Origin of the sequence: Sediminicoccus sp. KRV36 (assembly GCF_023243115.1) — a bacterium.
Taxonomy (GTDB): Bacteria; Pseudomonadota; Alphaproteobacteria; order Acetobacterales; family Acetobacteraceae; genus Roseococcus.
Window position 1 is genome coordinate 3,308,178 of sequence record NZ_CP085081.1, and the last position, 22,251, is coordinate 3,330,428.

A 22,251-nucleotide genomic window follows, 5' to 3' on the forward strand; every position below is an offset into this window, starting at 1 on the left:
TTCAGATCACGCCGGGTGCGGCGTCGGGATCTAGGGCGCGGGTGACGAATTCCCGCATGGAAGGGGCATAGGCATCCCAGAGCGCACGCAGCGCGGTCATGGCGTCGGGCGCCAGGTCCACACGCAAATCCACCAGCGGGAAGATCTCCTTTTCCATCACCACTAGCGCGGCCGAGATCACGGGCTTGCCCTCGCCGCCCGCGGCCTCGCCCGCCTCCATGGCGCGCACCAGGCGCTCGGCCAGCGGCTGGTCGGCGCTGGCCGTGAAGGCGGCGGCCATGGCGGCGGGGACACGATCATTTGCCAGGATATTGCCCAGCGCCACGCAATCCGGGACATGCACGGCATTCAGCGCGGGCTTCACCGCGGCCCCATGGAAATGCGCGGTGCGGCCTCGTGCGTCGAGCACGGCCAGCTGCCGCCACTTGTGATGCGGCGTGCTGGCAACGAGTGCGGCCAGCGTCTCCTCCGCCGAGCAGCCGCTGCGCAGCAATTCCAGCCCGCGTGGTCCCAGGCGCGGATCGGTGCGGTGCTGCGTCAGCACGCCCCCCACGCCGGGGGCCACATGCGGCACGCGGGAGCCGACGGCGATGCTGGAGGTGGTCACGGCGGCGCCGAATTGCCCGGTGCGGGCGCATCGGCCGAGGAGCGAATAGGTCATGGGGGAAGGCTACTCCGCTTCGGGGTCATGTCAGGGGGTGGCGCGGGCGAATGTCCAGAAAAAAGCGCCGATGCTGCCCAGTGGGGTGGCAATCTGCCCCCGCATCAAGCGGTAATCCGACGCACCGTCGCCTCATCCAGCCTGGGCACGGGGGGTGCGTCGCTGGCGCAACCGGCCAGCACCAGCAGCGCCGCGATGCTGGCGGCGAGCTTGAGTTGATGCGGGTGCACCTTGTCGGGCGTATCGGCCGGCGTCAGCAGGAAGCGCATATTGGATTGCGGACGGTCGAAGCCGGCGCAAAGGCGCAGCGCCGGGATGCCGTGCCGCAGATAATTCGCATGGTCCGAATTGCCCATGAAGGGCGCGCTGATGCCCACTGACAAGCCCGCCGGGCTCAGCGCCGCCGCCAGGAATTCCGCCATGCCGGGCACGCCGCTGGTCAGCGCCGTGAGGCCCTCGGCCCCGGCCAGCGAATCCAGGTTCACATTCAGCACGCGCTTGGCGCGCTGATCCGGCGCCAGCTGCGCCAGATGCGCGGCGGAGCCCAGCAGCGCCCATTCCTCGATGTTGAAGAGCCCCACCTGCACGCCGCGCGCGAGGCCCGGCACGATGTCGCGGATCGCCTCGATCACCGTCAGCGCACAAGCGAGGCCGGTGGCATTGTCGATCGCCGAGCAAGCGAGGTCATGGCCATCAATATGGGCGGAGAGCACCACCAGCTCCTCGCCCTGGCCGGGCACGGTGGCCAGCAGGTTTTCCGCGTGACGATCCTCGAAGACGCCCTCCACGAAAAAGCGAATGCGGCTTCCGGATTGCGCGGACAACGCCGCCCCTGCCTCGTGGGACAAGCCCGCGCAGGGGATGTTGCCCGGCGCCCCGTTGCCAGCTGAGCCAGTCACCGGCAGCAGCCCCGGCTCATGGCAGGCAATCAGGAAGCCCGCCGCCCCGGCATCGCGCGCGCATTCGTATTTCTTCCGGCGGTGCATGTGCCCGGTACCGACCATGAATTCATGCCGGACCAGGATGATGGCACCCCGCACCGCCTCGCCCGCCGCCAGGATTTGCTCGGGCGTGCCGCGGCCGAGATCGAGCAGCCTGGCCTCCAGCCCCTCGGGCGGGGTGGCGGGGGAGCGGCCCAGCGCCTCGGCCGGATGAGTGGTGCCGGCGGCATCCACCACGCGCGCGCCGATGCGCGTCCAGCCGCAATAGGGGATTGCCTCGCGCGTCACGGCGGCACCCGTCGCTTCAGCCAGGCGTGGCGCCAGCCATTCGACGGCCGCCTTCTCGCTTGCTGTGCCGGAGAAGCGGCCGCCCGTCGCGCAGATCGCGGCGAAATCTTCGGCGATGCGGGGCGAGGCCCAGATGCGGCCGAGCACGGTTTCCATCACGCCTGGCTTGAGCATCGCCGCCTCCTGGATTGCGCCTCCAGGGTGACGCGCCGCGCGGCATCGGTCTAGGCTTGACCGGACAAACCCGGAGCGCCCGATGACCGACATCCAACGCCACGCCGCCGGCATGCAGGCGGCCCTCCCCGAAATCCTCGCCATGGCGGAGCGCTGCGTGAACATTGACAGCGGCAGCTACATGGCCGGCGGCGTGAACGCCGTGATTGATATCTGGGCGGGCATGGCAGCGGGCATGGGCTTCGCGGTGGAGCGCACCCCCCTGCCCGGCTTTGGCGACCAGATGACGGCGCGGCTGCCGCTCGGCGGCAATGGTCCGCGCATCCTGGTGCTGGGCCATGCGGATACGGTCTGGCCGGAAGGCATCGCGGCCGTTTGGCCCTTCGCCCACGAAGGCGACCGCATCACCGGCCCCGGCGTGGGCGACATGAAGACCAATGTGGTGATGGCGCTGCACGCCATCCGCATGCTGCTGGCCGAGAAGGCGCTGGGGCACCTCGCCTCCATCACCCTCTGCATCGTGCCCGATGAGGAGATCGGCAGCCCCGGCAGCCGCGCCTGGCTGGAGGCGGAATCGCGCGAGGCCGATCTCTGCCTGACGCTGGAGCCCTGCCGCCCCGCTGGCGGCATGGTGGTGGGCCGTGGTGCGGTCGGCGCCTTCTACCTGAACGCCACGGGCATCACCGCCCATGTGGGTTCCGCGCGGGAAAAGGGAGCTTCGGCCATCGCCGCCCTCGCCGCCCTGGTGGCTCCGCTGGAGGCACTGGGCGACCCGCCGAACGGGCTTTGCGCCACGGTCGGCATCCTGCGCGGTGGCGAGGCGCGGCAGGTGGTGCCTGGCTCGGCCGAACTCCACCTCGACCTGCGCGCGCCGGATGACGCGGCGGGCGAGAAACTGCTCGCCGAGGTGCGCGCCATCGCCGCCCGCCCGCCCGCCGATCCGCGCGTGACCATCACCGCCCGCGGCGGCTTCACCCGCCCGGCCTTCCCGACCCATGCGGGCACGCGGGAACTTTACGCCAAGGCCGAGGGCTTCTGCGCCACGCTGGGTATTCCGGTGCATCAGGTGGTCTCGCGCGGGGGTTCGGATGGCAGCTTCGCCGCGCGCCTTGGCGTGCCGACGCTCGATGGCCTCGGCCCCATCACGCACGAGACCTGCAGCCGGCGCGAATGGGTGGAAGTGCCCTCCATCGTCACGCGCGGCGCAGTGCTGGCGGGGCTGATGGCCTCGGCGGGCCGCTGAAGGAGGGGCTGGACGGGCTCCAGGCCGAAATCGCGGCCTGCCGGGTTTGCGCGGCCCATCTGCCCGCCGGATGCCGCCCGGTGGTGCGGCTGGGGGCAACGGCACGGCTGCTCGTCATCGGCCAGGCGCCCGGCGCCCGCGTGCATGCCAGCGGCACGCCATGGGATGATGCCAGCGGCGCACGTCTGCGCGACTGGATGGGCATATCACCGTTGCTGTTCTACGACACACGGCACATCGCCATCATGCCCATGGGCTTTTGCTACCCTGGCACGGGCACCAGCGGGGATCTGCCACCGCGCCCGGAATGCGCGCCACTGTGGCATCAGCGCGTGCTGGCGCAACTGCCAGAACTCCGCCTGACCTTGCTGGTCGGCAGCTATGCCCAGCGGCGCTATCTGGGTGGCGCAACCAGGCAAACCGTGGCCCAGACCGTCCAGGGATTTGCCGTATATGGGCCGCGATTCTTCCCGCTGCCCCATCCCTCCTGGCGCAGCACCAACTGGATACGGCGGAACCCCTGGTTCGTGACGGAAGTGCTCCCGGCTTTGAAATCCCACGTGGCGGCCTTGCTGGGCGTCAGGGGCGAATGAGTTCTGGGGCGGGCTGGCGCTCAGGCATCGGCGCGCCGAGGCCCGTGGAAAGCCGCGCCGCCGCAACCGCGATATGGTGCGCCAGGGCCGACAAATCCGCCGCCGAAACGCGCTCGATGGGGCCGCTGATGTTCAGCGCCCCCCGCAGCAATCCGCCAACGCCATAGACCGCGGTGGACAATGAGGCGGTCTGTGGATTGAGTTTTCCGGCGGTGTAGAAGACGGCCGGCCTTCCACGGGCCAGTTCGGCCGCCCAATCCGCGCGAAGCAAGGCCTGGCTGACCGAGGTGCCATCCAGCGGCAGAAGAGCGGGCAATCCCTGCACGTCACGCACCGATTGCGGACTTTCCACGCGGAACAGGGTCAGGCGCTTCTCCTGCTCGCGCACCTGGAAGGCAGCGCTTTCTCCGGTCACCGTCGCCAGGTGGCGCAGAACAGGCAGGACGTGATCCTCCAGCCGGAAATGCGCCCGATAGGCTTCGCCCAACTGGAGAAGGCGGGCGCCAAGCTGATACCGGCCATCCGCCAGACGAACGACATAGCCCATCCGCTCCAGCGAAACGAGGCTGCGCAGGACGGTGGGCTTGGGCAATTGCGTGGCGCGCGCCAGTTCCGAGAGGCCGCGTGACTGAAGCGGCCCCAGGAAAGCGTCGAGGATGGCCAGACTGCGTTCCACCGCCACGACGCCGCCGGGGCGGTGCGTCTGAGGCAAATGACTTGTGCACGGTGGTTGCATTCTCACCGATTAAATGCCCGGCGCGATTGCACGTCAATGGCACCCCACAATCGCCAGGACCCTCCTCGTTTCTTCATTTATCTACCCGACTGCGCCGTTTGACATTCCAACCTCAGCCGTTCCACGATACGGAACGCAGGTTCATTCGGCTCCCCAAAACCAAACCAGATCGAGGCTTCCCTTGGGCCACTCTTTGCCGAACGGCCATTCGAAATCCAGCACGCCGCGGCCAGATTTTTTGCTCTCCATGCAAAACAATACTAGATTGTCCGGACAAAATCAGCCATGCACCATGCATGCCGCTTGACAGATATTCCATGAAATCCGATCACCCGGAACGGGCCGGCAACGGCGATGCATAGACGTGCCCTGCCATACCTGGCTGGCGGCCTCGCGCTTCGTTCGCTGCCGACCCGCGCGCAGGATCTGAGCCAGCGGGCCACGCGCATGGTGGTCCCCTTCGCACCCGGTGGCACGACGGACATCCTTGCCCGCCTGCTGTCCGAGCGCTTTCAGGCCGAATTCGGCCAACCCCTGGTGCTTGATCTGCGACCAGGTGCCGGGGGCACCATCGGCACGCATTTCGTCGCTCAGCAGCGGCCGGATGGCGCCACATTGCTGATGGGCACGCCGGGTACCCATGCCACAGCAACCGCCCTCTATCCCAATTTGCCCTATGACCCGGTGCGTGACTTCGCGCCGGTGGCCCTCATCGCGAGTGTTCCGAACATTGTGGTGGTCCATCCGGCGCTGCCGATCCACAGCATCGCCGATCTGATCGCCGCCGCGCGCGCGGCGCCGGGGCGGATCAATTATGGTTCGGCCGGAACGGGCGCCACCACCCATCTTTCGGGAGAATTGTTCCGACTGATGACAGGTTCCGATATCGTCCATGTGCCCTATCGCGGCAGCGGCGCCGCGCTGACCGACCTGATGGGCGGGCAGATCCAGATGATGTTCGAAAACCTTCCCGGCGCCATCCAGCATGTCCGCGAAGGGCGCCTGCGTGCCATCGCCGTAACCTCGGCCCAGCGCAGCCAGGCGGCTCCGGAATTCCCGAGTGTCGCCGAGACCGTGCCCGGCTATGAGGTCAATTCATGGTTCGCCGTCTTCGCGCCCGCCGGCACGCCGCGCCCCACCGTGCTGCGTCTCAACCAGGGGCTGCGCCGGATCCTCGCCGAGCCTGCCATGGCCCTGCGCTTCCGGGACCTGGGCGCCGAACGCGGCGATGGCAGCCCGGAAGACCTCGCCACCCTGATTGGCGAGGAGACGGCGCGTTGGGCGCAGGTCATCCGCACCGCCAACATCACACTGCAGTAACGGAATTCACATCACGTGACCGCCCACCCATCCGGCATTTCCCTCGGCATTGATATCGGCGGAACCTTCACCGACCTGGTGCTGCATGACCCGGCCGAGCGCCGCTCCGGCAGCCTCAAGATCCTGACCACCCACGGCGATCCAGTGCTAGGCATTCTGGAAGGCACCCGCCGTCTGCTCGGGGAAGCTGGCGTGGAAGCGGCCGAGATCACCCGGATCGTGCATGCCACAACGCTGTTCACCAATGCGCTGATCGAGCGGAAGGGCGCCCTGATCGCCCTGATCACGACCCAGGGCTTCCGTGACGTCCTGAAAATCGGCCGCGAGCGACGCTATGAGTTGTTCGACCTTTCGCTGCGCCCGCCCGCTCCCCTGATGCCCGACCACCTTCGCCTGGAAGTGCCCGAGCGTGTGAAGGTGGATGGCACGGTGCTGACGCCGCTTGATCTCGCGGCCGTGGATGCGGCGGCGGACCAGGCCGTGGCGGCAGGTGCGGAGGCCATCGCCATCCTTTTCCTGCACAGCGATCTCCATCCGGGGCATGAGGTGGCGGCGGCGCAGCGCATCGCGGCGCGACATCCTGGGCTTTCCGTCACCGCCTCCCACGCCATCGTGCGCGAGGTGCGTGAATATGAGCGCGGCTCCACGGCCAGCGCGAATGCCTATGTCGCCCCCATGGCCGGGCGTTATCTGGCGCGGCTCGGTGCGGAACTGGCCGCACTGGGCATCGGCTCGCCCTTGTTGCTGATGCTGTCCAATGGCGGGATGACGCATCTGGAGGAAGCCGGCCGCGCGCCCGTGCAACTGCTGGAATCGGGCCCGGCCGCCGGCGCGCTGGCGGCCGCCTATCTGGCCGGTGGCCAGGAGGCGCGCATCCTCGCCTTCGACATGGGCGGCACCACGGCCAAGCTCAGCGTCGTCGAGCATGGCGAGCCCGAGATCGTCTTCGGCTTCGAGGCAGCGCGGCAGGCCCGCTTCATCGAGGGCAGCGGCCTGCCCATCCGCATTTCCGCCGTGGATCTGATGGAGATCGGTGCCGGCGGCGGCAGCATCGCACGCCGCGATGCCATCGGCCTGCTGAAGGTCGGCCCCGATAGCGCGGGCTCAGAGCCTGGTCCCGCCTGCTATGGCCGGGGCGGCACCGAGGCCACGGTGACCGACGCCAATCTGCTGCTTGGCTATCTGGACCCATCGCGCTTCGCCGGTGGCCGCCTGCCGCTGGACCGCGCGGCGGCGCAGGCGGCCATGCAGCGCCTGGCGCAATCCCTCGGCATCGGCATGGAGGCCGCCGCCTGGGGCATCCATGATGTGGTGACGGAAGCCATGGCCAGCGCGGCGCGCACCCACCTGGCCGAACGCGGGCGCGATGCCTCGGGCTTCACCCTGGTCTGCACTGGCGGCGGCGGGCCGGTGCATGGCTATCACCTCGCCCGCAAGCTCGGCATCCGCCGCATCATCGTGCCGCCCGAGGCGGGCGTGGCCTCGGCCCTTGGGCTGCTCACCGCGCCGCCCCGCGTGGACCGCGTGGCCACCTTGGGGCGCCGGCTGCTGGCCTGGAAGGCCGCTGAGCTCGAAGCCGCCTTCGGTGAACTCGAGGCTGATGCCCGCGCCGTTCTGGCACGCGGAGGCTGGGCCGATGATGCGCCAGCCCCCGAACGCGTGGTGGATGCGCGTTGCGTCGGCCAGGGCGCGCATATGCCCGTCACACTGCCCCCTGCCCCCTGGCCGTCGGGGGATGCCGCACTGCATGGGATGATCACCGAGGCCTTCACCGCCGCCTATCAGGAGCGCTTCCGCCGCCCGCCGCCCGCCGTGGCGATTGACCTCGTCCACGCCCGCGTCGTGCTGCGAGGGGCCAGCACGGGGCTGGCCTTGCCCGGGGCCAAGCGCTCCTGGGAGGGTCCGGCGGTCACTCACCAGCGGGAAGTGCTGGCCGGCGGCATCAGCGCCACGGCCGATATCTACAGCCGCGGCGGGCTGCGGCCCGGCTTCTCGGCCAGCGGGCCGGCCCTGGTCGAGGAAGCCGGCTCGACCCTCGTCATCGGCCCGGGCGGCCGGTTCAGCGTGCTGGAATCCGGCAATATCCTGGTGGAGGTCGGCTGATGCCCCAACTCGATGCGGTGAAGCTCGAACTGGTCTGGACGCGGCTGATCTCGGCCGTGGATGAGGCGGCCAAGGCCATCGTCCGCACCTCCTTCTCGACCCTCTCCAACGAGGCGAATGACTTCGCCTGCGTGCTGACGGATGCAAGGGCGCGCTCACTGGCGCAGAACACCGGCTCGATCCCGAGCTTCATCGGCACGCTGCCCAATACGGTGCGGGCCATCCGTGAGGCCATCCCCGAAGCCGAGATGCAGCCTGGCGATATCTATGTCACCAATAATCCCTGGATCGGCACGGGCCATCTGAACGATGTCTGCCTCGTGCGGCCGATCTTCCATGGCGGGCGCATCGTGGCCTATGGCGCCACCACGAGCCATGTGCCCGATATCGGCGGGCGGCTGCGCAGCACCGAGGCGCGGGAGCTGTTCGAGGAAGGCTTCCACATCCCGCCCATGCGGCTGCTGCGCGATGGCGTGGCGGATGCCACGCTGATCAGGCTGCTGCGCACCAATATCCGCACCCCCGACCAGACCGAGGGCGATATCTGGGCCCAAGCCGCCGCCGTCACGCTGATCGGCGACCGTGTGGTGGCCACGCTGGTGGATCACGGACTGGCCGATCTGGCGGACGTGGCCACGGAGATCTTCGATCGCTCGGAAGCCGCGATGATCGCGCGGCTGCGGCAAGTGCCCGAGGGCAGCTGGAGCACCGCCTTCGAGACGGACGGGATGGACCAGCCCTTCCACCTGACGGTGAAGGTGACGCTGAAGGACGGCCAGTTGCTGGCGGATTTCACCGGCAGCAGCCCGCAGCAGCCACGCTCCGTGAATTGCCCCTTTACCTATACGCGGGCCATGACCTGGTTCGTGCTCAAGGCCATGCTGCTGCCCGAACTGCCCAGCAATGACGGCATCTTCCGGCCGATCCGCATTCTGGTGCCGGAGGGCTGCATCCTCAACCCGATCGAACCGGCGCCGGTCGGTGGCCGGGCGGCGACCGGGCATTACGTGCCGGTACTGATCTTCCGGGCCCTGGCCGAGGCCCTGCCGGACAAGGTGCGCGCGGCCCCGGGGAGCCCGTTGTGGATGATGAGCCTCGCGGGCAAGGATCAGGCGGGGCAGCCTTATGCGGGCACGCTGTTCTTCAATGGCGGGACAGGCGCGGGCGCGGACCAGGATGGCGCGGACTCAATCTCCTGGCCGTCCAATATCTCGGCGACACCGGTCGAGGTGGCGGAGCGCACGGCGCCGGTGCTGATCCATCGCAAGGTGCAGCTGCCGGGCTCAGGCGGCACGGGCCGGCATCGCGGCGGGCTGGGGCATGAGACGGAGATCGAGTGCGAGGCGGATGGCATCGCCGCCGTCTTCGTGACCGAGCGCATCAAGTATCCCGCCCCCGGGCTGTTCGGGGGCGGCGCGGGTGCGCTCGGCGAGGTGCTGATCGACGGCAAGCCCGCCAATACGCGCATGCAGCAGACGCTGAACCGCGGCACGCGCGTGACGGTACGCACGCCGGGCGGCGGAGGCTACGGCTCCATGTAAGTGGTGCCGTGGATCGCCGCGAAGCTGTTGAAATCCTGGCGCAGCACGCGGATCAGGCAGGGCATGCCTGCTTCGGCGGTGTGCCGGAAGAAATAGACCGTCGCCATGTCATCGCGCAGCACGATCCGACACACCCACTCGGCCGGGTCCATGCTCTCGCCGGGGCATCGCGCCAGGTTGATATGCGGCACGGTTTCCTCGAAGCCCGTATAGGGCAACCAGCACTGGACCTGCTGCGCCTGAGCCGCGAGGGGAGAGAGGCCAAGAGCCAGGGCAAAAAGACGCTTCATGAAAAGTCACTCCGTTGGGTGGTTGTCGGGGGTGGTCCGCCTGGCGCCTTGAAGGCGATGATGCGCGGCATCATCCGCTGCATCAGGCCGTCCTTCAGGGCGAATTGGTGAAAGATCGCGGCGGCGGCATGCAGGCCTGCCAGCAGGATCAGGCCATGGGCCGCAAGCTCGTGCCCCTCCGCGAGGAGCCGGCCCAGAGCGCGATCCACCGGCAATGGCGAGGGGATGGTGAAGAGCCAGAGGAAACTCACCTCGCGGCCCGTGCTCCACATCATGAGCAGCCCGAGCAGCGGCACGGCCAGCATGGCAAGATAGAGCGCCAGATGAGCCGCCCGCGCGATGCGACGCAGGCCGGGCGAGCCGTCGGGCGGGGCTGGAGGGGCCATCAGGGCGCGCCAGAGGATGCGCAGCGCCGTCAACCCCAGCACGGTGAGGCCCAGCGCGACATGCCCCCCCAGCAGTTGCGCCTTGAAGGCGCCACGCGGCCAATCATCCATGATCAGGCTGCTGCCGTAGGCGAGCAGGATGGCCAACGCCACCAGCCAATGCAGGCCCTGCGTGACGGCATCGTGGCGGAAATCTGCGGGGCGGTTGATCATGACGCCCGTCTTGGGGCGCGAAGCTGACACCACGCTGAAGCGGGCCGAAGCCCGCGCCGAATTTACCCCTCCGTACGGATCAGCCGCACCCGCCGCCCGGCCACGCCCAGCGCCAACTGCCCCGTCTTCAGCGCCAGAGCATCCTCGCCAAACACTTCCCGCCGCCAGCCGCTGAGAGCGCGGATATCCGGCTCGCTCTCGCTGGCCAGCCGCTCCAGATCCTCGGTATCGGCCAGCAGCTTGGGGGCGACGTGATGCGCCTCCGCACTCGCCGCCAACAGTACCTTCAACAGCGCGACCAGCGCTGGCGAGGCGCCGGCCCCGCGCCGGGCTTCCAGCGGCATGGGGAGTTGGTCCTCTGGCAGGGCCTTGGCCTCGGCGATGGCGGCGAGCAGGGCGACGCCCGATTTGCCGCGCGCAAAGCCTTCCGAAATCCCCCGCGCGCGGGCCAGCTGGTCCGCGGTTTCAGGGGCGGTGGCCGCCACTTCCAGCAGGGTTTCATCCTTCACCAGCCGGCCGCGCGGGATGTTGATGCGCTGGGCCTCCGCCTCGCGCCAGGCGGCGGCGGCACGCAGTACGCCCAGGAAGCGGCGATTGCCGGTCTTGGGCTTCAGCCGCTCCCAGGCAACGGCGGGTTCGGTGATATAGGTGGAGGGCTCCAGCAGCGCGTCCATTTCCTGCGCCACCCAATCGAGCCGCCCTTCCGCCAGCAGCTTCTCGCGCAGGCGCAGATAGACCTGGCGCAGATAGGTCACGTCCCCCGCCGCATAGATGATCTGCGCCTGGGACAGCGGGCGGGCGGACCAGTCGGAAAACCGATGCGCCTTGTCAATCGAAGCGCCCGCCAGCGCGCGCACCAAGCTGTCATAGCTCGCCTGGTCGCCGAAGCCGGCCACCATGGCGGCGATCTGCGTGTCGAACATCGGGGTAGGGACAGCGCCGAATTTCAGCAGGAAGATTTCCACATCCTGTCGGGCGGCGTGGAACACCTTCACCACGGCCGGATCGGCCAGGAGATCGCCCAGCGGGGCGAGGTCCATGCCCGGCGCCTCGGCATCCACCACGGCCACCTCATCCGCCCCGGCCAACTGCACGACGCAAAGCTCCGGCCAATAGGTGCGCTCACGCATGAACTCGGTGTCCACGGTCACGAAGGGCTCGCGGCGGAGCCTTTCGCAGAGTTCCGCCAGATCGGAGGATTGGGTAATCAGACGCGGGGTCAGGGTTGCGTCTGTCGCGTATTGAGCAGGGGCCATGCCATGGGTTTGCCGCCGGATGGGCCGCCATGCAAGGGCAACTCTTGACAGGGACGCCGCACGAAGGCCCTTACCGGGGCCGTCAATCTGAGATCGCAGGATATCATGCACGCCTATCGCACCCACACCTGCGGCGCCCTTCGCGCCGAAAACGCCGGGCAGACGGCCCGCCTCTCCGGCTGGGTGCACCGCAAGCGCGACCATGGCGGGCTGCTCTTCATTGACCTGCGCGACCATTACGGCCTGACGCAATGCGTGATTCCCCAGGGTTCGGCCGTGTTCGACGTGGCCGACAAGCTGCGCGCGGAAAGCGTCATCACCGTCACCGGCGATGTCGTGGCGCGTGAGGGCAACACGGTGAATGACCGCTTGCCGACCGGCGCCATCGAGCTGCGCGTGCGCGAACTTACCGTGCAATCCGCGGCCGAATTGCTGCCGATCCAGGTGGCCGGCGATGCCGAATTCCCCGAAGAGCTGCGCCTGCGCTACCGCTTCCTCGATCTGCGCCGCGAGAAGCAGCATCGCAACCTGATGCTGCGCAGCTCGGTCATCGCCAGCATCCGCCGCCGGATGATCGAGCAGGGCTTCACCGAATTCCAGACGCCGATCCTGACCGCCAGCAGCCCCGAAGGTGCCCGTGACTTCCTGGTGCCGGCCCGCATGCATCCGGGCAAGTTCTACGCCCTGCCGCAGGCGCCACAGCAGTTCAAGCAGCTGGCGATGGTGGCCGGCTTCGACCGCTACTTCCAGATCGCCCCCTGCTTCCGGGATGAAGCCAGCCGCGCTGACCGCAGCCCCGGCGAATTCTACCAGCTCGATTTCGAGATGAGCTTCGTCACGCAGGAAGACGTCTTCGCCGCCATCGAGCCTGTGCTGGCTGGCGTCTTCAACGAGTTCGCGGCCTGGACAGGGAATGAGCGGAAGGTGACGCAGGCCCCCTTCCCGCGCATCCCGTTTGACCAGGCGATGCTGGAATTCGGCTCGGACAAGCCCGATCTGCGCAATCCGCTGCGCATCAAGGACGTGACCGCGCACTTTGCCGGATCGAGCTTCGGGTTGTTCGCCAAGATCGCGGCCTCGGGCGGCGTGATCCGCGCGATTCCGGCACCGGGGGCGGGCGGCCAGCCGCGCCGCTTCTTCGACCAGATGAATGAATGGGCGCGCAGCGAGGGGGCTGGTGGTCTCGGCTACATCACCTTCGCGGAGGGTGTGGCCGGCGGCCCCATCGCCAAAAACCTGGAATCCGAGCGCGGCATCGCCCTGCGCGACGCCATGGGCCTCACCGATGGCGATGCCGTGTTCTTCGCCGCCGGGAAGGTGGAAGACGCCGCCAAGCTGGCCGGCAAGGCGCGCACGCGTATCGGCAATGAGCTGGGCCTGGTGGAGCCGGAAGCCTATCGCTTCTGCTGGGTCACCGATTTTCCCATGTATGAATTGAACGAGGAAACCGGCCAGATCGACTTCAGCCACAACCCCTTCAGCATGCCCCAGGGCGAACTGGAGGCGCTGAACACGATGAACCCGCTCGACATCAAGGCCTATCAGTACGACATCGTCTGCAACGGCATCGAGCTGTCTTCGGGCGCCATCCGCAACCATCGCCCGGACATCATGCTCAAGGCCTTCGAGATCGCGGGCTACGGCCCCGATGTAGTGGAAGCCCGGTTTGGCGGCATGCTCAACGCCTTCCGCTATGGCGCCCCCCCGCATGGTGGCTCCGCGCCGGGCATTGACCGCATCGTGATGCTGCTGGCCGATGAGCCGAATATCCGCGAGGTCATCCTCTTCCCGATGAACCAGCAGGCCGAGGATTTGATGATGGGCGCGCCCGCGCCGGTCGAGGAAATCCGGCTGAAGGAACTCTCCATCCGCGTGCAATTGCCCCCGGCCAAGGCCCCCAAGGCCGGCTGAGGCGCCCAGCCTTGCGGAAGCTTGATCTTCCGCAAGGCACCGGAGACGAACCTGACGTAAGGAACCAGCCTGCCCACCGGTTCAGCGCCAGGAGTGCATCATGAGTGGATCCAAACCCACCTTCACCGTCGCGGGCCTGTTCTCCGACAAGGAGGCCGCCGCCCGCCGCAAACGCGCCGAAGAAGCCGCCGCCGCGGAAGCCCACAAGGCCGAGCTCAAGGCCTTCACCGAAAAGCTGATGACCTACGAGATCACCGCGGAGGACAAGGAGCGCGCGGTCGCCAGGATCCGCCGCGCCTTCGAGGCTGGCGAGAAGGAGCTGATGCTGATGCAGTTTCCCTCCGAAATCTGCGAGGATCTGGGCCGCCGCATCAACAACCGCCTGGAGGGCTGGCAGGACACCCTGCCCGGCGTCATCAAGCATGTGCATAAATGGTGGGAGACGGAGCTGGCCCCAGGCGGCTTTACCTTCGGCGCCAGGGTGATTGACTATCCGGGCGGCATGCCGGGCAATGTGGGCATCTTCATCGGTTGGCCGGATGCGCTGCGATAGCCACCAGGCAGGGGAAACACGCCATGTCCAAGAAACACAAGACGGCGCCGGACACCGAAAGCCATGCACCAGCGGTGTTCCGCGCCGATGGGAAACTCTCCCGCAAGGCCTATGAAAAGGCGCTGACCGAGCTTCACGTCGAATTGGTCGCGCTGCAGCGCTGGGTGCAGGAGACCGGCGCCAAGATCTGCATCATCTTCGAGGGCCGGGACGGCGCGGGCAAGGGCGGCACCATCAAGGCCATCACCGAGCGCGTCAGCCCGCGCGTCTTCCGCGTCATCGCCCTGCCCGCGCCGACCGAGCGCGAGAAGTCGCAGATGTACATCCAGCGCTATATCCAGCATCTGCCGGCCGCCGGCGAAATCGTCATCTTCGACCGCAGCTGGTACAACCGCGCCGGGGTGGAGCGCGTAATGGGCTTCTGCTCCGAAGCGCAGACAGAACGCTTCCTGCAGATGGCGCCTGGCATTGAGCGCGCCATCATCGATTCCGGCGTGATCCTGCTGAAATACTGGCTGGAGGTCACCCCGGAGGAGCAGACCCGCCGCCTGGATGCGCGCATCCATGATGGGCGCAAGCTGTGGAAGCTTTCGCCCATGGATCTGAAATCCTACAGCCGCTGGTATGACTATTCCCGCGCCCGGGATGCCATGTTCCTGGCCACGGACACCGCCTGGGCGCCCTGGTATGTCGTGCCCTCGGATGACAAGAAGCGGGCGCGGCTGAACATGATCCGGCACATGCTGCACCACATCCCCTACAAGGCGCCGAAGCGGCCCAAGATATCGCTGCCCAAGCGGCAAAAGCCGGGCGACTATGTCGAGCCCGACTACCCGTTCAAACTGATCCCGGACAGCATCGCCGCCAGCTGACGGCTACCACTCCAGCCGCACCGCCTCCAGCGCGCGTCCCCGCCGGGCCAGTTCCACGCTCGGCAGTACATCGCAGGAGGGCCAGAGCCCGCTTTCCAGCGCGGCCGCATAGCCCTCCGGCAGGGCGGCCGCGCGCATCGCCGCCGCAGCGGCAGCGTGATCATAGGCAAGTGGCAGGATCTCCACCGTCAGGCCGTGCCGCGCGGGCGTCAGCACCGAGAACCACACGCGCGGCGTCCCATCATTCGCCGGCATGCCCACGGCACCGGCATTCAGCCAAAGCCCCGCATCTTCGAGGCGCCGAGCGAAGGGAATGCCGCAATGCCCGGCAATGACGCCGTGGCACCCCGTTTCGGCCAGTTCCTCCAGCAGGACAGGCTCGGGCGTCGAGGCAAAGAGAAAGCGGCTGATCTCGCTCGCTCCGCCATGCAGGACAGCGAGGCGCCGGCGATCCGGCAATTCGAGGTGCAGGCTGCGCGGCAGGCCGCTCATCCAGGCCCGGTGGCGCGGGCTGACCTGGCGATTGGCATGCGCATACCAGGCGCGGGAGAGCAGGTCACAGGCCGTGTCCTCCTCGAAGCCGCAGCCGCAATCGGGGGCTTCGGCGGCCAGATTCTCCTCGCAATTGCCCATCAGCACGAGGGCGCCGCTGCCCATCATGCGGTCGCAACAGGCGGCTGCATCGGCGCCATAGGCCACCACATCCCCCGTGCAGAGAATGCGGTCCTGCGCGATGCCGCGGCGCGCCGCCTCGGCCAGGACGGCCTCGGTCGCCTGCAGGTTGGAATAGGGCCCGCCAAAGACCAGCATGGGGGCATCGAGGCGAATGAGCGGGATCATGCAAGGCTCCGTCGCAAGCTGCCGCTGATGCGATCCGCGGCGAAAGTCAGGGCGATGATGACGATCAGGATGGCCAGCACCCGGTTGAAATCAAGCAGGTCCACCGCGTTCTTCAGCTCCTGGCCAAGCCCGCCCGCCCCCACCAGGCCGAGCACGGTGGAGGCGCGGATATTGGCCTCCCACACATAGAGCAGCCCGCCCAGGTTCTGCGGCAGGGTCTGCGGCAGCAATGCGCAAAGCGCTACCTCCAGGCGCGTGCCGCCAACCGCCAGGATGGCCTCGGAAGGGCGCGGATCGGCATTCTCCATCGTCTCCGACCAGAGCTTGGCGACGGAGCCAGCCGAATGCAGCGCCACCCCCAGCATCCCCGCGAAGGGCCCAAGGCCGACGGCCGCCACGAACAGCAGCGCGAAGACGAAGCCATCCACCCCACGCAGCGCATCCAGGATGCCCCGCAAGGGGTGATATAGGGCAGCCGAGGGCGTGACCTGCCGCGTGGCCATCAAAGCCAACGGCAGGCCAATGACGGCCGCCGCCACCGTCCCCAGCGTGGCGATGCCCACCGTTTCGGCCGCGCGGCGCGCGATATCGGCGCCGCCCGAGAAGTCGGGCGGCCAGGCGCCACCAAGCCAGCCCATCAGGCGAGGCAGCCCGGCAGCCAACCGCGCCGGGTCCGGAGCGACCACCCAAAGCGAGGCCGCCATCAGCGCCACGAACCCGGCCCAGAAGAAGACCCGGCCGCCACTCACGAATTGCGCAACCGGCCCAGCGCGCGTCCCGCCGCCTCGATCATGGCATAGGTCTCGGACGTGGCCGGCACCCAGCCGGTGTAGTTGGCCGGCATCACCGCCAGAGCCTGTTCGGGCGTGATGGCCGTGGCCGCCGCCGCGATGGCCTGCTTGGTGGCGGAGTCCAGATCATGCCGAACGGCCAGCGCATCATTCGGCAAGGGATCGCTGCGCCAGACGATCTGCGCCTGGTCCGCCCGCACGCGGCCCGACGCCAGCATCGCCGCGAAGTTGCGATCGAAATCCGTCGCCAGATCCACCTGGCCCGACGCCACGGAAATCACATTCGCCGCATGGCTGGCGCCGTCGCGGTAGCGGAAGAAGCTGCGCGGATCGAGGCCCCGCGTGGCGAACCAGTGATGCGGGATGAGCCAGCCGCTGGTCGAGCCCGCATCCGCGAAGGAGATGGACATGCCGCGCGCATCCTCGGGAAACCGCGCGATGCTGATGCCGGCGCGGGCCAGGATGATGGCGTGATAGGTGGGTTGGCCGTTGTAGAGCACGGTCGCCAGCGCCTCGGCCCGCGCCCGGTCACGCGCCAGCACATAGCCCCAGGGGCCCATCCAGGCTGCGTCCACCTGGCCACTGCCGAGTGCCACGGCAATGCCCGCCCAGTCCGTGGTGACGGTAAGTTCGTAGGGCCGGCCCAATTGCTGGGCCAAATGCGCGAAGAAAGGCTCGAAGGCGCGGCGGGTATCGCCCGCCGTCGGCTGGAAAGGCCCGACGGCGAAGCGGATGGGCGCTCGCGTCTGGGCGGCGGCGAAACCGGGCAGCAGCAGGGGCGTGGCGAGCAGGGAGCGGCGATTCATCATGCGCTGATTCCTTCTTGGGGTGGCAGGACCGAATGCTCGATCCACACATTGGGCTCGACATAGACGGCGCAGTCCTGCTCGACCGAGACATGCAGCGGAACCAGGCCGCCCTCGATCACGGCGGGGCCGGATTGCGCCAGCGGCAGGCCCGTCCAGCGTCGCCAATCACGGAGGGTTCCCGGGATGACCATGCTGGTCGGGGCGATCTTGATGACCTTGCCGCCAGTCCGTTCATGGGTGCGCAGCCAGGGGTCCACGGAGAATCCGTCAGCGGTGCGCCGGGCGAGATAATCCGGCATGGGCAGAAACGGCTCGCGATGCTTCGCGGTGGGGCGGACGGGGGCGAAAAGGCGGCTCAAACCCATGGCATGGGCGTGGCGCCGAAGGGCATCGAGCACCACAGGCGAACCGCCCTTGCCCCGATAGGCCGGCAGCAGCGTGATCTCCAGCGCGCTCAGCGCGTTCGGTGCACGGTCAGCCAGCGCATCCTCATGCGCCCAGCGGATCACGCCATCCCAGCCGGAATCGGGCAATTCGGTGCGCGCGCCCCCCAAGGCAAAGGGGACGGAGAAACACCGGCCGACCGGCGTTGCCGACCCCTCCGGGTCCATCACGGCAAAGGCGAAGTCGAGATAGCGTGCGAAGGGCGCGTCGGCGAAATACAGGTCAGCCGTCGGGTCATGCATCATGAATTTTGGCCAGAGCCGTTCCAGCGGCTCGGCAAAAAGCAGCGGCCGCAGATCGGGCCGGGCGCTGAGGGGCACAAGGCGCAGGCTCATCGGCTACAGGCCGCGCCGCCCAGCACACAAAAGGTGGCGCAATGGGGGTGGTTCAGCGCCACGGGGCGATCCGCCTCGGCCAGCGTGGCGCCGAGTTCAAACCGCGCGTCGTAAGCGAGCAGCGTGCAGGCCAGCACCGATGGCCGCGCCGCCCCCTTCCGCTTCACCACCATGCGTGAGGAGGCGCACATCATCGCATCGGGGGATTTCTTCAGGATGCCCCAGCAGGCTTCCGTGATTTCCGGCACATCCCGATCCGCATCCATTTCGGGAAACAGCATCAGCGCCACCGGATCCTGCGCATCCACCGGGATGTTCCATTCGGCAAAGAGCGCGGCGTAGCCGGCGCGCATGGTCGCCCCATCGCCCGCGCCAAAACCGGCCCGGCCCGCGACATGGATGGCAAAGCCCTCCCGCGCCAGCCAGGCCAGGCCCTCCATGGTCCGGGCGAAGCTGCCCACACCGCGCTCGATATCATGGATGGCGGCGTCGTGGTGGTCGAGGCTGACGCGGATGACTAGGCGGTCCACCCCATGGCGATCTCGCAGGGCGAGCAGAGGGGCGGCATAGCGCCGCATGGGCTGCATCGCATTGGTGAGCACCAGGGCCTTGAGGCCGCGCGCCAGCACATCCTCCAGCATCGGCACCAGATCGGGATTCATGAAGGGCTCGCCGCCGGTGAAGCCGATTTCCGTCACCGGGAAATCACGCGCCTCATCCAGATATTCCCGCACCTCGGCGGCAGAGAGATACACCAGCGCGTCATTGCGCGGGCTGCTCTCGATGTAGCAATTTGCACAGGTGATGTTGCACAGCGTGCCGGTGTTGAACCACAGCGTTTCCAGCGCGGTGAGGCCGACATGGGCCCGCTGCTCGCCCTTCAGCGTCAGCATCGGGTCCTGGAATTTGGCAGGGTTGAGCGGCGGGGTCGTCTGGCTGCGGATGGACAAGGCAAAAACTCCGGGTTCAGGCGCGAGCGGATGGGCTGGTGTCGTTCAGCGCCCAGTCATAGGCGTCTTCCGCGACGAGGGTGGCGCTGCGCAGACCAGCGGCAAGGGCCGGGCCGGCATGGCGGCGCAAATGCGCGATTACTCCCGCATCATTGCCGCCGAAATCCTCACGAAACCATTTGAAGATGGAGGAGACGCGCAGCCGCCCATCCGCCAGCACCACGGCACCGCGCGGATGGTTGATGAAGGCACGCGCGGCCATGTCCAGATCCGCCTCCAGGCTGGCCGCACGCCAAGCGCGCAGTGGCAGGTTCGGGCAGCCGATGGAGGCGCAATTCACCGCGTAATGCACACGGGGGTCCCGGAAGGTCGGGCGCATCGTCCCGTGCTCGATATCATCGAGCGACATGCGCTGGCCCTCGATCGTGACCAGGCGCGTGCGCCAGGGACCGGCAAATTGCCGAGGGTCGAGCCCGACGCCGGTCGAGCGGATATCCTTGATCGAACGCACTGGATAGCGCTCCAGCACCAGCTTCAGCGTGAGGGCATTGTAGAGATTGGCCCAGAAGGCGAAGGCCTCGTCACGCGGCATGGTAGAGGGGCGGCGCGTGGCGGCGGCGGCGATCCAGCCATCCAGCGCCGCGAGGTCCGTCGCATTTGCCTTCCACCGGGCATAATCCACGCGGGTCACGCCATCAGCCGGGGTTGAGGCATAGCGCGCCAGCAATGCATCAAGATCCGGCTCGGCAGCCGCGGCGTTGCGCGCAAGGGCGCATGCAGCCAGGATCGTGAGAGATCGCCGCTGCATCATTTCGCGGCGAACCGGTTCTTGAGGGGAATGGCGGCCAGCGACAAGGCCGCCAGGCCGAGCAGCGCGCCCAGGATCTGCGGCGTCAGCACCGAAGCCAGATCCAGCGTGCCGCCCGCATCCAGGATGGAGCCGAGCCCGGCCCCTGTGAGGCTGAAGACGAAGGTGCCCGGCATGATCCCGAAGAACGTGGTCAATACATAGACCGGCAGTTTGACCCCAACAAAGGCCGGCACGAGGTTGACCAGAAAGAAGGGAAACAACGGCACCAGGCGCAGCACGAGAAGATAGGAGGCCGCATTGCGGCGAATTCCCTCGGCCAGGCGTTGCGCCGGGGCGCCGAAGCGGTCCAGCGCATTCTCGCCGAAGATCGTGCGGGCAAAGAGGAAGACGAGCGTCGCGCCGATCGTGGCACCCAGCACGGTCAGCAGCGTGCCGATGAACGCACCGAACAGGAACCCGCCCGCAAGGGTGAGGATGATGGCCCCCGGCACGGAGAGCGCCACCGCCACCGCATAGACCACCACGAAGCCAAGCCCCGCCAGCAGGAAGTTCTGCGCAACGAAGCCACCCAGCGCCTCGCGATGCCGCGCCAGGGTATCGAGCGACAAGAGAGAGCCGAGGCCCGTCGCCCGCAGCACCAGGATGATGGCGACCACCGCCAGGACCAGCCAGAAGCGCCTGTCGCGAATGAGGCGCCCCATCACGGCAGCAGCCTCTGAATCCAGCCGACGATGCGGCGCGTGCGGGCGGAGAACAGGCCGGGCGTATAGAAGCTTCCCGCAGCGCGCTTGGAGATTTCCGACATGGTCGGATAGGGCGCCATCATCTGCGCGACGGCGCCGATCTTCATCTTCGACTGGATGGCGAGGCCCCAGAGCCCGATCATCTCCCCCGCGCGCGGGGCCAGGATGGTGGCGCCCAGGATGCGCCCGCCGCCGCCCAGGATGATCTTCGCCATGCCCTCCGTCGTGCGTTCGGCCTGGGCGCGGTCATTGCCGGACAGGGGTTGGGTCAGCACCTGGACCGGGTGATTGGCCAGCCGCGCCTCGCTCTCGGTCAGGCCGACATGGGCGAGCTCGGGGTCGCTGTAGGTCACCCAGGGCAGCGCCGTATAATCCACGCGCGCCGGCAGGCCGAACAGGATGTTCCGGATCAGCACGCCGGCATGATACCCCGCCACATGGGTGAATTGCGGCCCGCCCGCGACATCGCCCGAGGCGAAGACGCGCTTGTTGCTGCTGCGCAGCCGCGCATCCACCGTGATGCCCCGCGGCGTCGTCTCCACACCGGCGAGCGCGAGGTCCAGACCATCCATATTGGGCTTACGCCCGGCCGCGACGAGCAGATGCGTGCCGGTGATGATATGCCCATCTCCCAGCTCGACCTCGATCCCAGGTCCAATGCGCGCCACCTGCGCGCCCTCGATCAGGGCAATCCCCTCGCGGATCAGGATATCGCGCAGCATCGCCACGGCTTCGGGATCATCCCGCGGGAGGATACTGGCGCGCTCGATCACCGTGACCTGCGCGCCAAGGCCGCGAAAGGCCTGGGCCATCTCGATCCCGATCGGCCCGCCGCCCAGGACGAGGAGATGTTTCGGCAATTCCGTGAGTTGAAAGACGGTCTCGTTGGTCAGATGCGGGGTTTCGGCCAGCCCAGGCACTGGCGGCAGCGCAGGTGAGGAACCCGTCGCCACCACGAAGCGCCGGGCGCGGATGCGCTGTCCACCGGCCTCCACTTCGGCCGGGCCGGTGAAGCGCGCCGCCGCCTGGATGACGGTGCAGCCGAGACCCTCAAACCGCTCCACGCTGTCATGCGGCGCTATGCCGGCGATCACGCCCTGCACATGGGCGTGGACCCGGGCGAAATCCACCACAGGCTCGGGCAGGTCCACGCCGAAGCGCCCGGCCTGGCGGGCGGATTGCGCAGCATGCGACGCCGCCAGCAACGCCTTGGAGGGAACGCAGCCGGTATTGAGGCAATCCCCGCCCATCAGATGCTTTTCGATGATCACGACCGAAGCGCCCATCTGCACCGCGCCCGCCGCCAGGGAAAGGCCGCCCGAGCCGGCGCCGATGATGCAGAGATCGGCATGCAGGACGCCCTTGCGCAGCCTGGGCCGGCGGCCAGCGGTGGTCATGGGCACAGGAGCGGTCATGCTTGGCCTTCACACAAGAGAAGATGTTCCTT

22 protein-coding genes are annotated in these 22,251 nt (G+C 68.0%); 8 read left to right on the forward strand and 14 right to left on the reverse strand.

The window, feature by feature from the left end; genetic code table 11:
* Position 1 precedes the first annotated feature (1 nt).
* Entirely contained in the window at positions 2 to 661 is a 660-nt protein-coding gene (locus LHU95_RS15665) for a DUF1028 domain-containing protein (RefSeq protein WP_248707895.1), read from the reverse strand.
* A gap of 104 nt (positions 662 to 765) precedes the next feature.
* Positions 766 to 2,064: a M28 family peptidase gene (locus tag LHU95_RS15670; RefSeq protein WP_248707896.1), complete on the reverse strand. Its 1,299-nt coding sequence runs from the start codon at positions 2,062 to 2,064 to the stop codon at positions 766 to 768.
* Between the two features lie 82 nt (positions 2,065 to 2,146).
* Between LHU95_RS15670 and LHU95_RS15675 the strand changes: the two genes are divergently transcribed.
* Both LHU95_RS15675 and LHU95_RS15680 read left to right on the forward strand, forming a co-directional pair.
* The gene (locus LHU95_RS15675) at positions 2,147 to 3,307 is read left to right on the forward strand and encodes a M20/M25/M40 family metallo-hydrolase (protein WP_248707897.1); all 1,161 of its coding nucleotides are present in this window, start codon (positions 2,147 to 2,149) and stop codon (positions 3,305 to 3,307) included.
* On the forward strand, positions 3,235 to 3,900 hold the full coding sequence (locus tag LHU95_RS15680) for a uracil-DNA glycosylase family protein (protein ID WP_248707898.1): 666 nt from the start codon (positions 3,235 to 3,237) through the stop codon (positions 3,898 to 3,900). Before LHU95_RS15675 ends, LHU95_RS15680 begins: the two co-directional genes overlap by 73 nt.
* Here the strand turns inward: LHU95_RS15680 and LHU95_RS15685 are convergent.
* Positions 3,887 to 4,576 carry a helix-turn-helix domain-containing protein gene (locus LHU95_RS15685; protein WP_248707899.1) on the reverse strand — a complete coding sequence of 230 codons (690 nt, stop codon included), beginning with the start codon at positions 4,574 to 4,576 and terminating at the stop codon, positions 3,887 to 3,889. The two genes, LHU95_RS15680 and LHU95_RS15685, sit on opposite strands and share 14 nt — an antisense overlap.
* Positions 4,577 to 4,990: 414 nt before the next feature.
* Between LHU95_RS15685 and LHU95_RS15690 the strand changes: the two genes are divergently transcribed.
* The 3 genes from LHU95_RS15690 to LHU95_RS15700 are packed head-to-tail and all read left to right on the forward strand — an operon-like array spanning position 4,991 to position 9,600.
* Positions 4,991 to 5,956: a tripartite tricarboxylate transporter substrate binding protein gene (locus LHU95_RS15690; protein ID WP_248707900.1), complete on the forward strand. Its 966-nt coding sequence runs from the start codon at positions 4,991 to 4,993 to the stop codon at positions 5,954 to 5,956.
* Positions 5,957 to 5,971: 15 nt separating this feature from the next.
* Entirely contained in the window at positions 5,972 to 8,059 is a 2,088-nt protein-coding gene (locus tag LHU95_RS15695; RefSeq protein ID WP_248707901.1) for a hydantoinase/oxoprolinase family protein, read from the forward strand.
* Entirely contained in the window at positions 8,059 to 9,600 is a 1,542-nt protein-coding gene (locus LHU95_RS15700) for a hydantoinase B/oxoprolinase family protein (protein WP_248707902.1), read from the forward strand. The genes LHU95_RS15695 and LHU95_RS15700 overlap by 1 nt, the downstream gene beginning before the upstream one ends.
* Here the strand turns inward: LHU95_RS15700 and LHU95_RS15705 are convergent.
* The 3 genes from LHU95_RS15705 to rnd all read right to left on the reverse strand — a co-directional run bounded on the left by LHU95_RS15705 (position 9,585) and on the right by rnd (position 11,745).
* Positions 9,585 to 9,890, reverse strand: a complete 306-nt coding sequence (locus LHU95_RS15705) for a hypothetical protein (protein WP_248707903.1) — start codon at positions 9,888 to 9,890, stop codon at positions 9,585 to 9,587. The genes LHU95_RS15700 and LHU95_RS15705 overlap by 16 nt on opposite strands.
* Positions 9,887 to 10,489 carry a cytochrome b gene (locus tag LHU95_RS15710; RefSeq protein ID WP_248707904.1) on the reverse strand — a complete coding sequence of 201 codons (603 nt, stop codon included), beginning with the start codon at positions 10,487 to 10,489 and terminating at the stop codon, positions 9,887 to 9,889. Before LHU95_RS15710 ends, LHU95_RS15705 begins: the two co-directional genes overlap by 4 nt.
* A gap of 62 nt (positions 10,490 to 10,551) precedes the next feature.
* Entirely contained in the window at positions 10,552 to 11,745 is a 1,194-nt protein-coding gene (rnd, locus tag LHU95_RS15715; RefSeq protein ID WP_248707905.1) for a ribonuclease D, read from the reverse strand.
* Positions 11,746 to 11,850: 105 nt separating this feature from the next.
* Here rnd and aspS point away from each other — a divergent pair, with 105 nt between their 5' ends.
* From aspS to ppk2, 3 genes are all read left to right on the forward strand, one after another.
* Entirely contained in the window at positions 11,851 to 13,656 is a 1,806-nt protein-coding gene (aspS, locus tag LHU95_RS15720; protein WP_248707906.1) for an aspartate--tRNA ligase, read from the forward strand.
* A gap of 100 nt (positions 13,657 to 13,756) precedes the next feature.
* Complete coding sequence (locus tag LHU95_RS15725) at positions 13,757 to 14,209, forward strand: hypothetical protein (protein ID WP_248707907.1); 453 nt, start codon at positions 13,757 to 13,759, stop codon at positions 14,207 to 14,209.
* Positions 14,210 to 14,232: 23 nt separating this feature from the next.
* The gene (gene ppk2 / locus LHU95_RS15730; RefSeq protein ID WP_248707908.1) at positions 14,233 to 15,081 is read left to right on the forward strand and encodes a polyphosphate kinase 2; all 849 of its coding nucleotides are present in this window, start codon (positions 14,233 to 14,235) and stop codon (positions 15,079 to 15,081) included.
* 3 nt (positions 15,082 to 15,084) lie between these two features.
* Here the strand turns inward: ppk2 and LHU95_RS15735 are convergent, their stop codons facing one another.
* The 8 genes from LHU95_RS15735 to LHU95_RS15770 all read right to left on the reverse strand — a co-directional run bounded on the left by LHU95_RS15735 (position 15,085) and on the right by LHU95_RS15770 (position 22,219).
* On the reverse strand, positions 15,085 to 15,921 hold the full coding sequence (locus LHU95_RS15735; RefSeq protein WP_248707909.1) for a metallophosphoesterase family protein: 837 nt from the start codon (positions 15,919 to 15,921) through the stop codon (positions 15,085 to 15,087).
* Entirely contained in the window at positions 15,918 to 16,670 is a 753-nt protein-coding gene (gene phnE, locus LHU95_RS15740) for a phosphonate ABC transporter, permease protein PhnE (protein WP_248707910.1), read from the reverse strand. The genes LHU95_RS15735 and phnE overlap by 4 nt, the downstream gene beginning before the upstream one ends.
* Positions 16,667 to 17,518: a phosphate/phosphite/phosphonate ABC transporter substrate-binding protein gene (locus LHU95_RS15745; RefSeq protein ID WP_248707911.1), complete on the reverse strand. Its 852-nt coding sequence runs from the start codon at positions 17,516 to 17,518 to the stop codon at positions 16,667 to 16,669. Before LHU95_RS15745 ends, phnE begins: the two co-directional genes overlap by 4 nt.
* Positions 17,518 to 18,300 carry a hypothetical protein gene (locus LHU95_RS15750; protein WP_248707912.1) on the reverse strand — a complete coding sequence of 261 codons (783 nt, stop codon included), beginning with the start codon at positions 18,298 to 18,300 and terminating at the stop codon, positions 17,518 to 17,520. The genes LHU95_RS15745 and LHU95_RS15750 overlap by 1 nt, the downstream gene beginning before the upstream one ends.
* Positions 18,297 to 19,250 (reverse strand): radical SAM protein, encoded by a 954-nt coding sequence (locus tag LHU95_RS15755; RefSeq protein ID WP_248707913.1) that lies wholly within the window; start codon positions 19,248 to 19,250, stop codon positions 18,297 to 18,299. Before LHU95_RS15755 ends, LHU95_RS15750 begins: the two co-directional genes overlap by 4 nt.
* Positions 19,251 to 19,266: 16 nt before the next feature.
* The gene (locus LHU95_RS15760; RefSeq protein ID WP_248707914.1) at positions 19,267 to 19,977 is read right to left on the reverse strand and encodes a DUF547 domain-containing protein; all 711 of its coding nucleotides are present in this window, start codon (positions 19,975 to 19,977) and stop codon (positions 19,267 to 19,269) included.
* An 80-nt stretch (positions 19,978 to 20,057) separates the two neighbouring features.
* Entirely contained in the window at positions 20,058 to 20,762 is a 705-nt protein-coding gene (locus tag LHU95_RS15765) for a VTT domain-containing protein (RefSeq protein WP_248707915.1), read from the reverse strand.
* The gene (locus LHU95_RS15770) at positions 20,762 to 22,219 is read right to left on the reverse strand and encodes an FAD-dependent oxidoreductase (protein ID WP_248707916.1); all 1,458 of its coding nucleotides are present in this window, start codon (positions 22,217 to 22,219) and stop codon (positions 20,762 to 20,764) included. The genes LHU95_RS15765 and LHU95_RS15770 overlap by 1 nt, the downstream gene beginning before the upstream one ends.
* Positions 22,220 to 22,251 lie beyond the last annotated feature (32 nt).

Coding starts and splice junctions, on each gene's coding strand:
- LHU95_RS15745 (WP_248707911.1), bottom strand. CDS start 17,518: ATGAATCGCCGCTCCCTGCTCGCCACGCCCCTGCTGCTGCCCGGTTTC.
- LHU95_RS15680 (WP_248707898.1), top strand. CDS start 3,235: ATGGGTGGAAGTGCCCTCCATCGTCACGCGCGGCGCAGTGCTGGCGGG.
- ppk2 (WP_248707908.1), top strand. CDS start 14,233: ATGTCCAAGAAACACAAGACGGCGCCGGACACCGAAAGCCATGCACCA.
- LHU95_RS15705 (WP_248707903.1), bottom strand. CDS start 9,890: ATGAAGCGTCTTTTTGCCCTGGCTCTTGGCCTCTCTCCCCTCGCGGCT.
- LHU95_RS15690 (WP_248707900.1), top strand. CDS start 4,991: ATGCATAGACGTGCCCTGCCATACCTGGCTGGCGGCCTCGCGCTTCGT.
- LHU95_RS15735 (WP_248707909.1), bottom strand. CDS start 15,921: ATGATCCCGCTCATTCGCCTCGATGCCCCCATGCTGGTCTTTGGCGGG.
- LHU95_RS15665 (WP_248707895.1), bottom strand. CDS start 661: ATGACCTATTCGCTCCTCGGCCGATGCGCCCGCACCGGGCAATTCGGC.
- LHU95_RS15765 (WP_248707915.1), bottom strand. CDS start 20,762: ATGGGGCGCCTCATTCGCGACAGGCGCTTCTGGCTGGTCCTGGCGGTG.
- LHU95_RS15675 (WP_248707897.1), top strand. CDS start 2,147: ATGACCGACATCCAACGCCACGCCGCCGGCATGCAGGCGGCCCTCCCC.
- LHU95_RS15770 (WP_248707916.1), bottom strand. CDS start 22,219: ATGACCGCTCCTGTGCCCATGACCACCGCTGGCCGCCGGCCCAGGCTG.
- LHU95_RS15670 (WP_248707896.1), bottom strand. CDS start 2,064: ATGCTCAAGCCAGGCGTGATGGAAACCGTGCTCGGCCGCATCTGGGCC.
- LHU95_RS15750 (WP_248707912.1), bottom strand. CDS start 18,300: ATGAGCCTGCGCCTTGTGCCCCTCAGCGCCCGGCCCGATCTGCGGCCG.
- LHU95_RS15700 (WP_248707902.1), top strand. CDS start 8,059: ATGCCCCAACTCGATGCGGTGAAGCTCGAACTGGTCTGGACGCGGCTG.
- LHU95_RS15710 (WP_248707904.1), bottom strand. CDS start 10,489: ATGATCAACCGCCCCGCAGATTTCCGCCACGATGCCGTCACGCAGGGC.
- rnd (WP_248707905.1), bottom strand. CDS start 11,745: ATGGCCCCTGCTCAATACGCGACAGACGCAACCCTGACCCCGCGTCTG.
- LHU95_RS15725 (WP_248707907.1), top strand. CDS start 13,757: ATGAGTGGATCCAAACCCACCTTCACCGTCGCGGGCCTGTTCTCCGAC.
- aspS (WP_248707906.1), top strand. CDS start 11,851: ATGCACGCCTATCGCACCCACACCTGCGGCGCCCTTCGCGCCGAAAAC.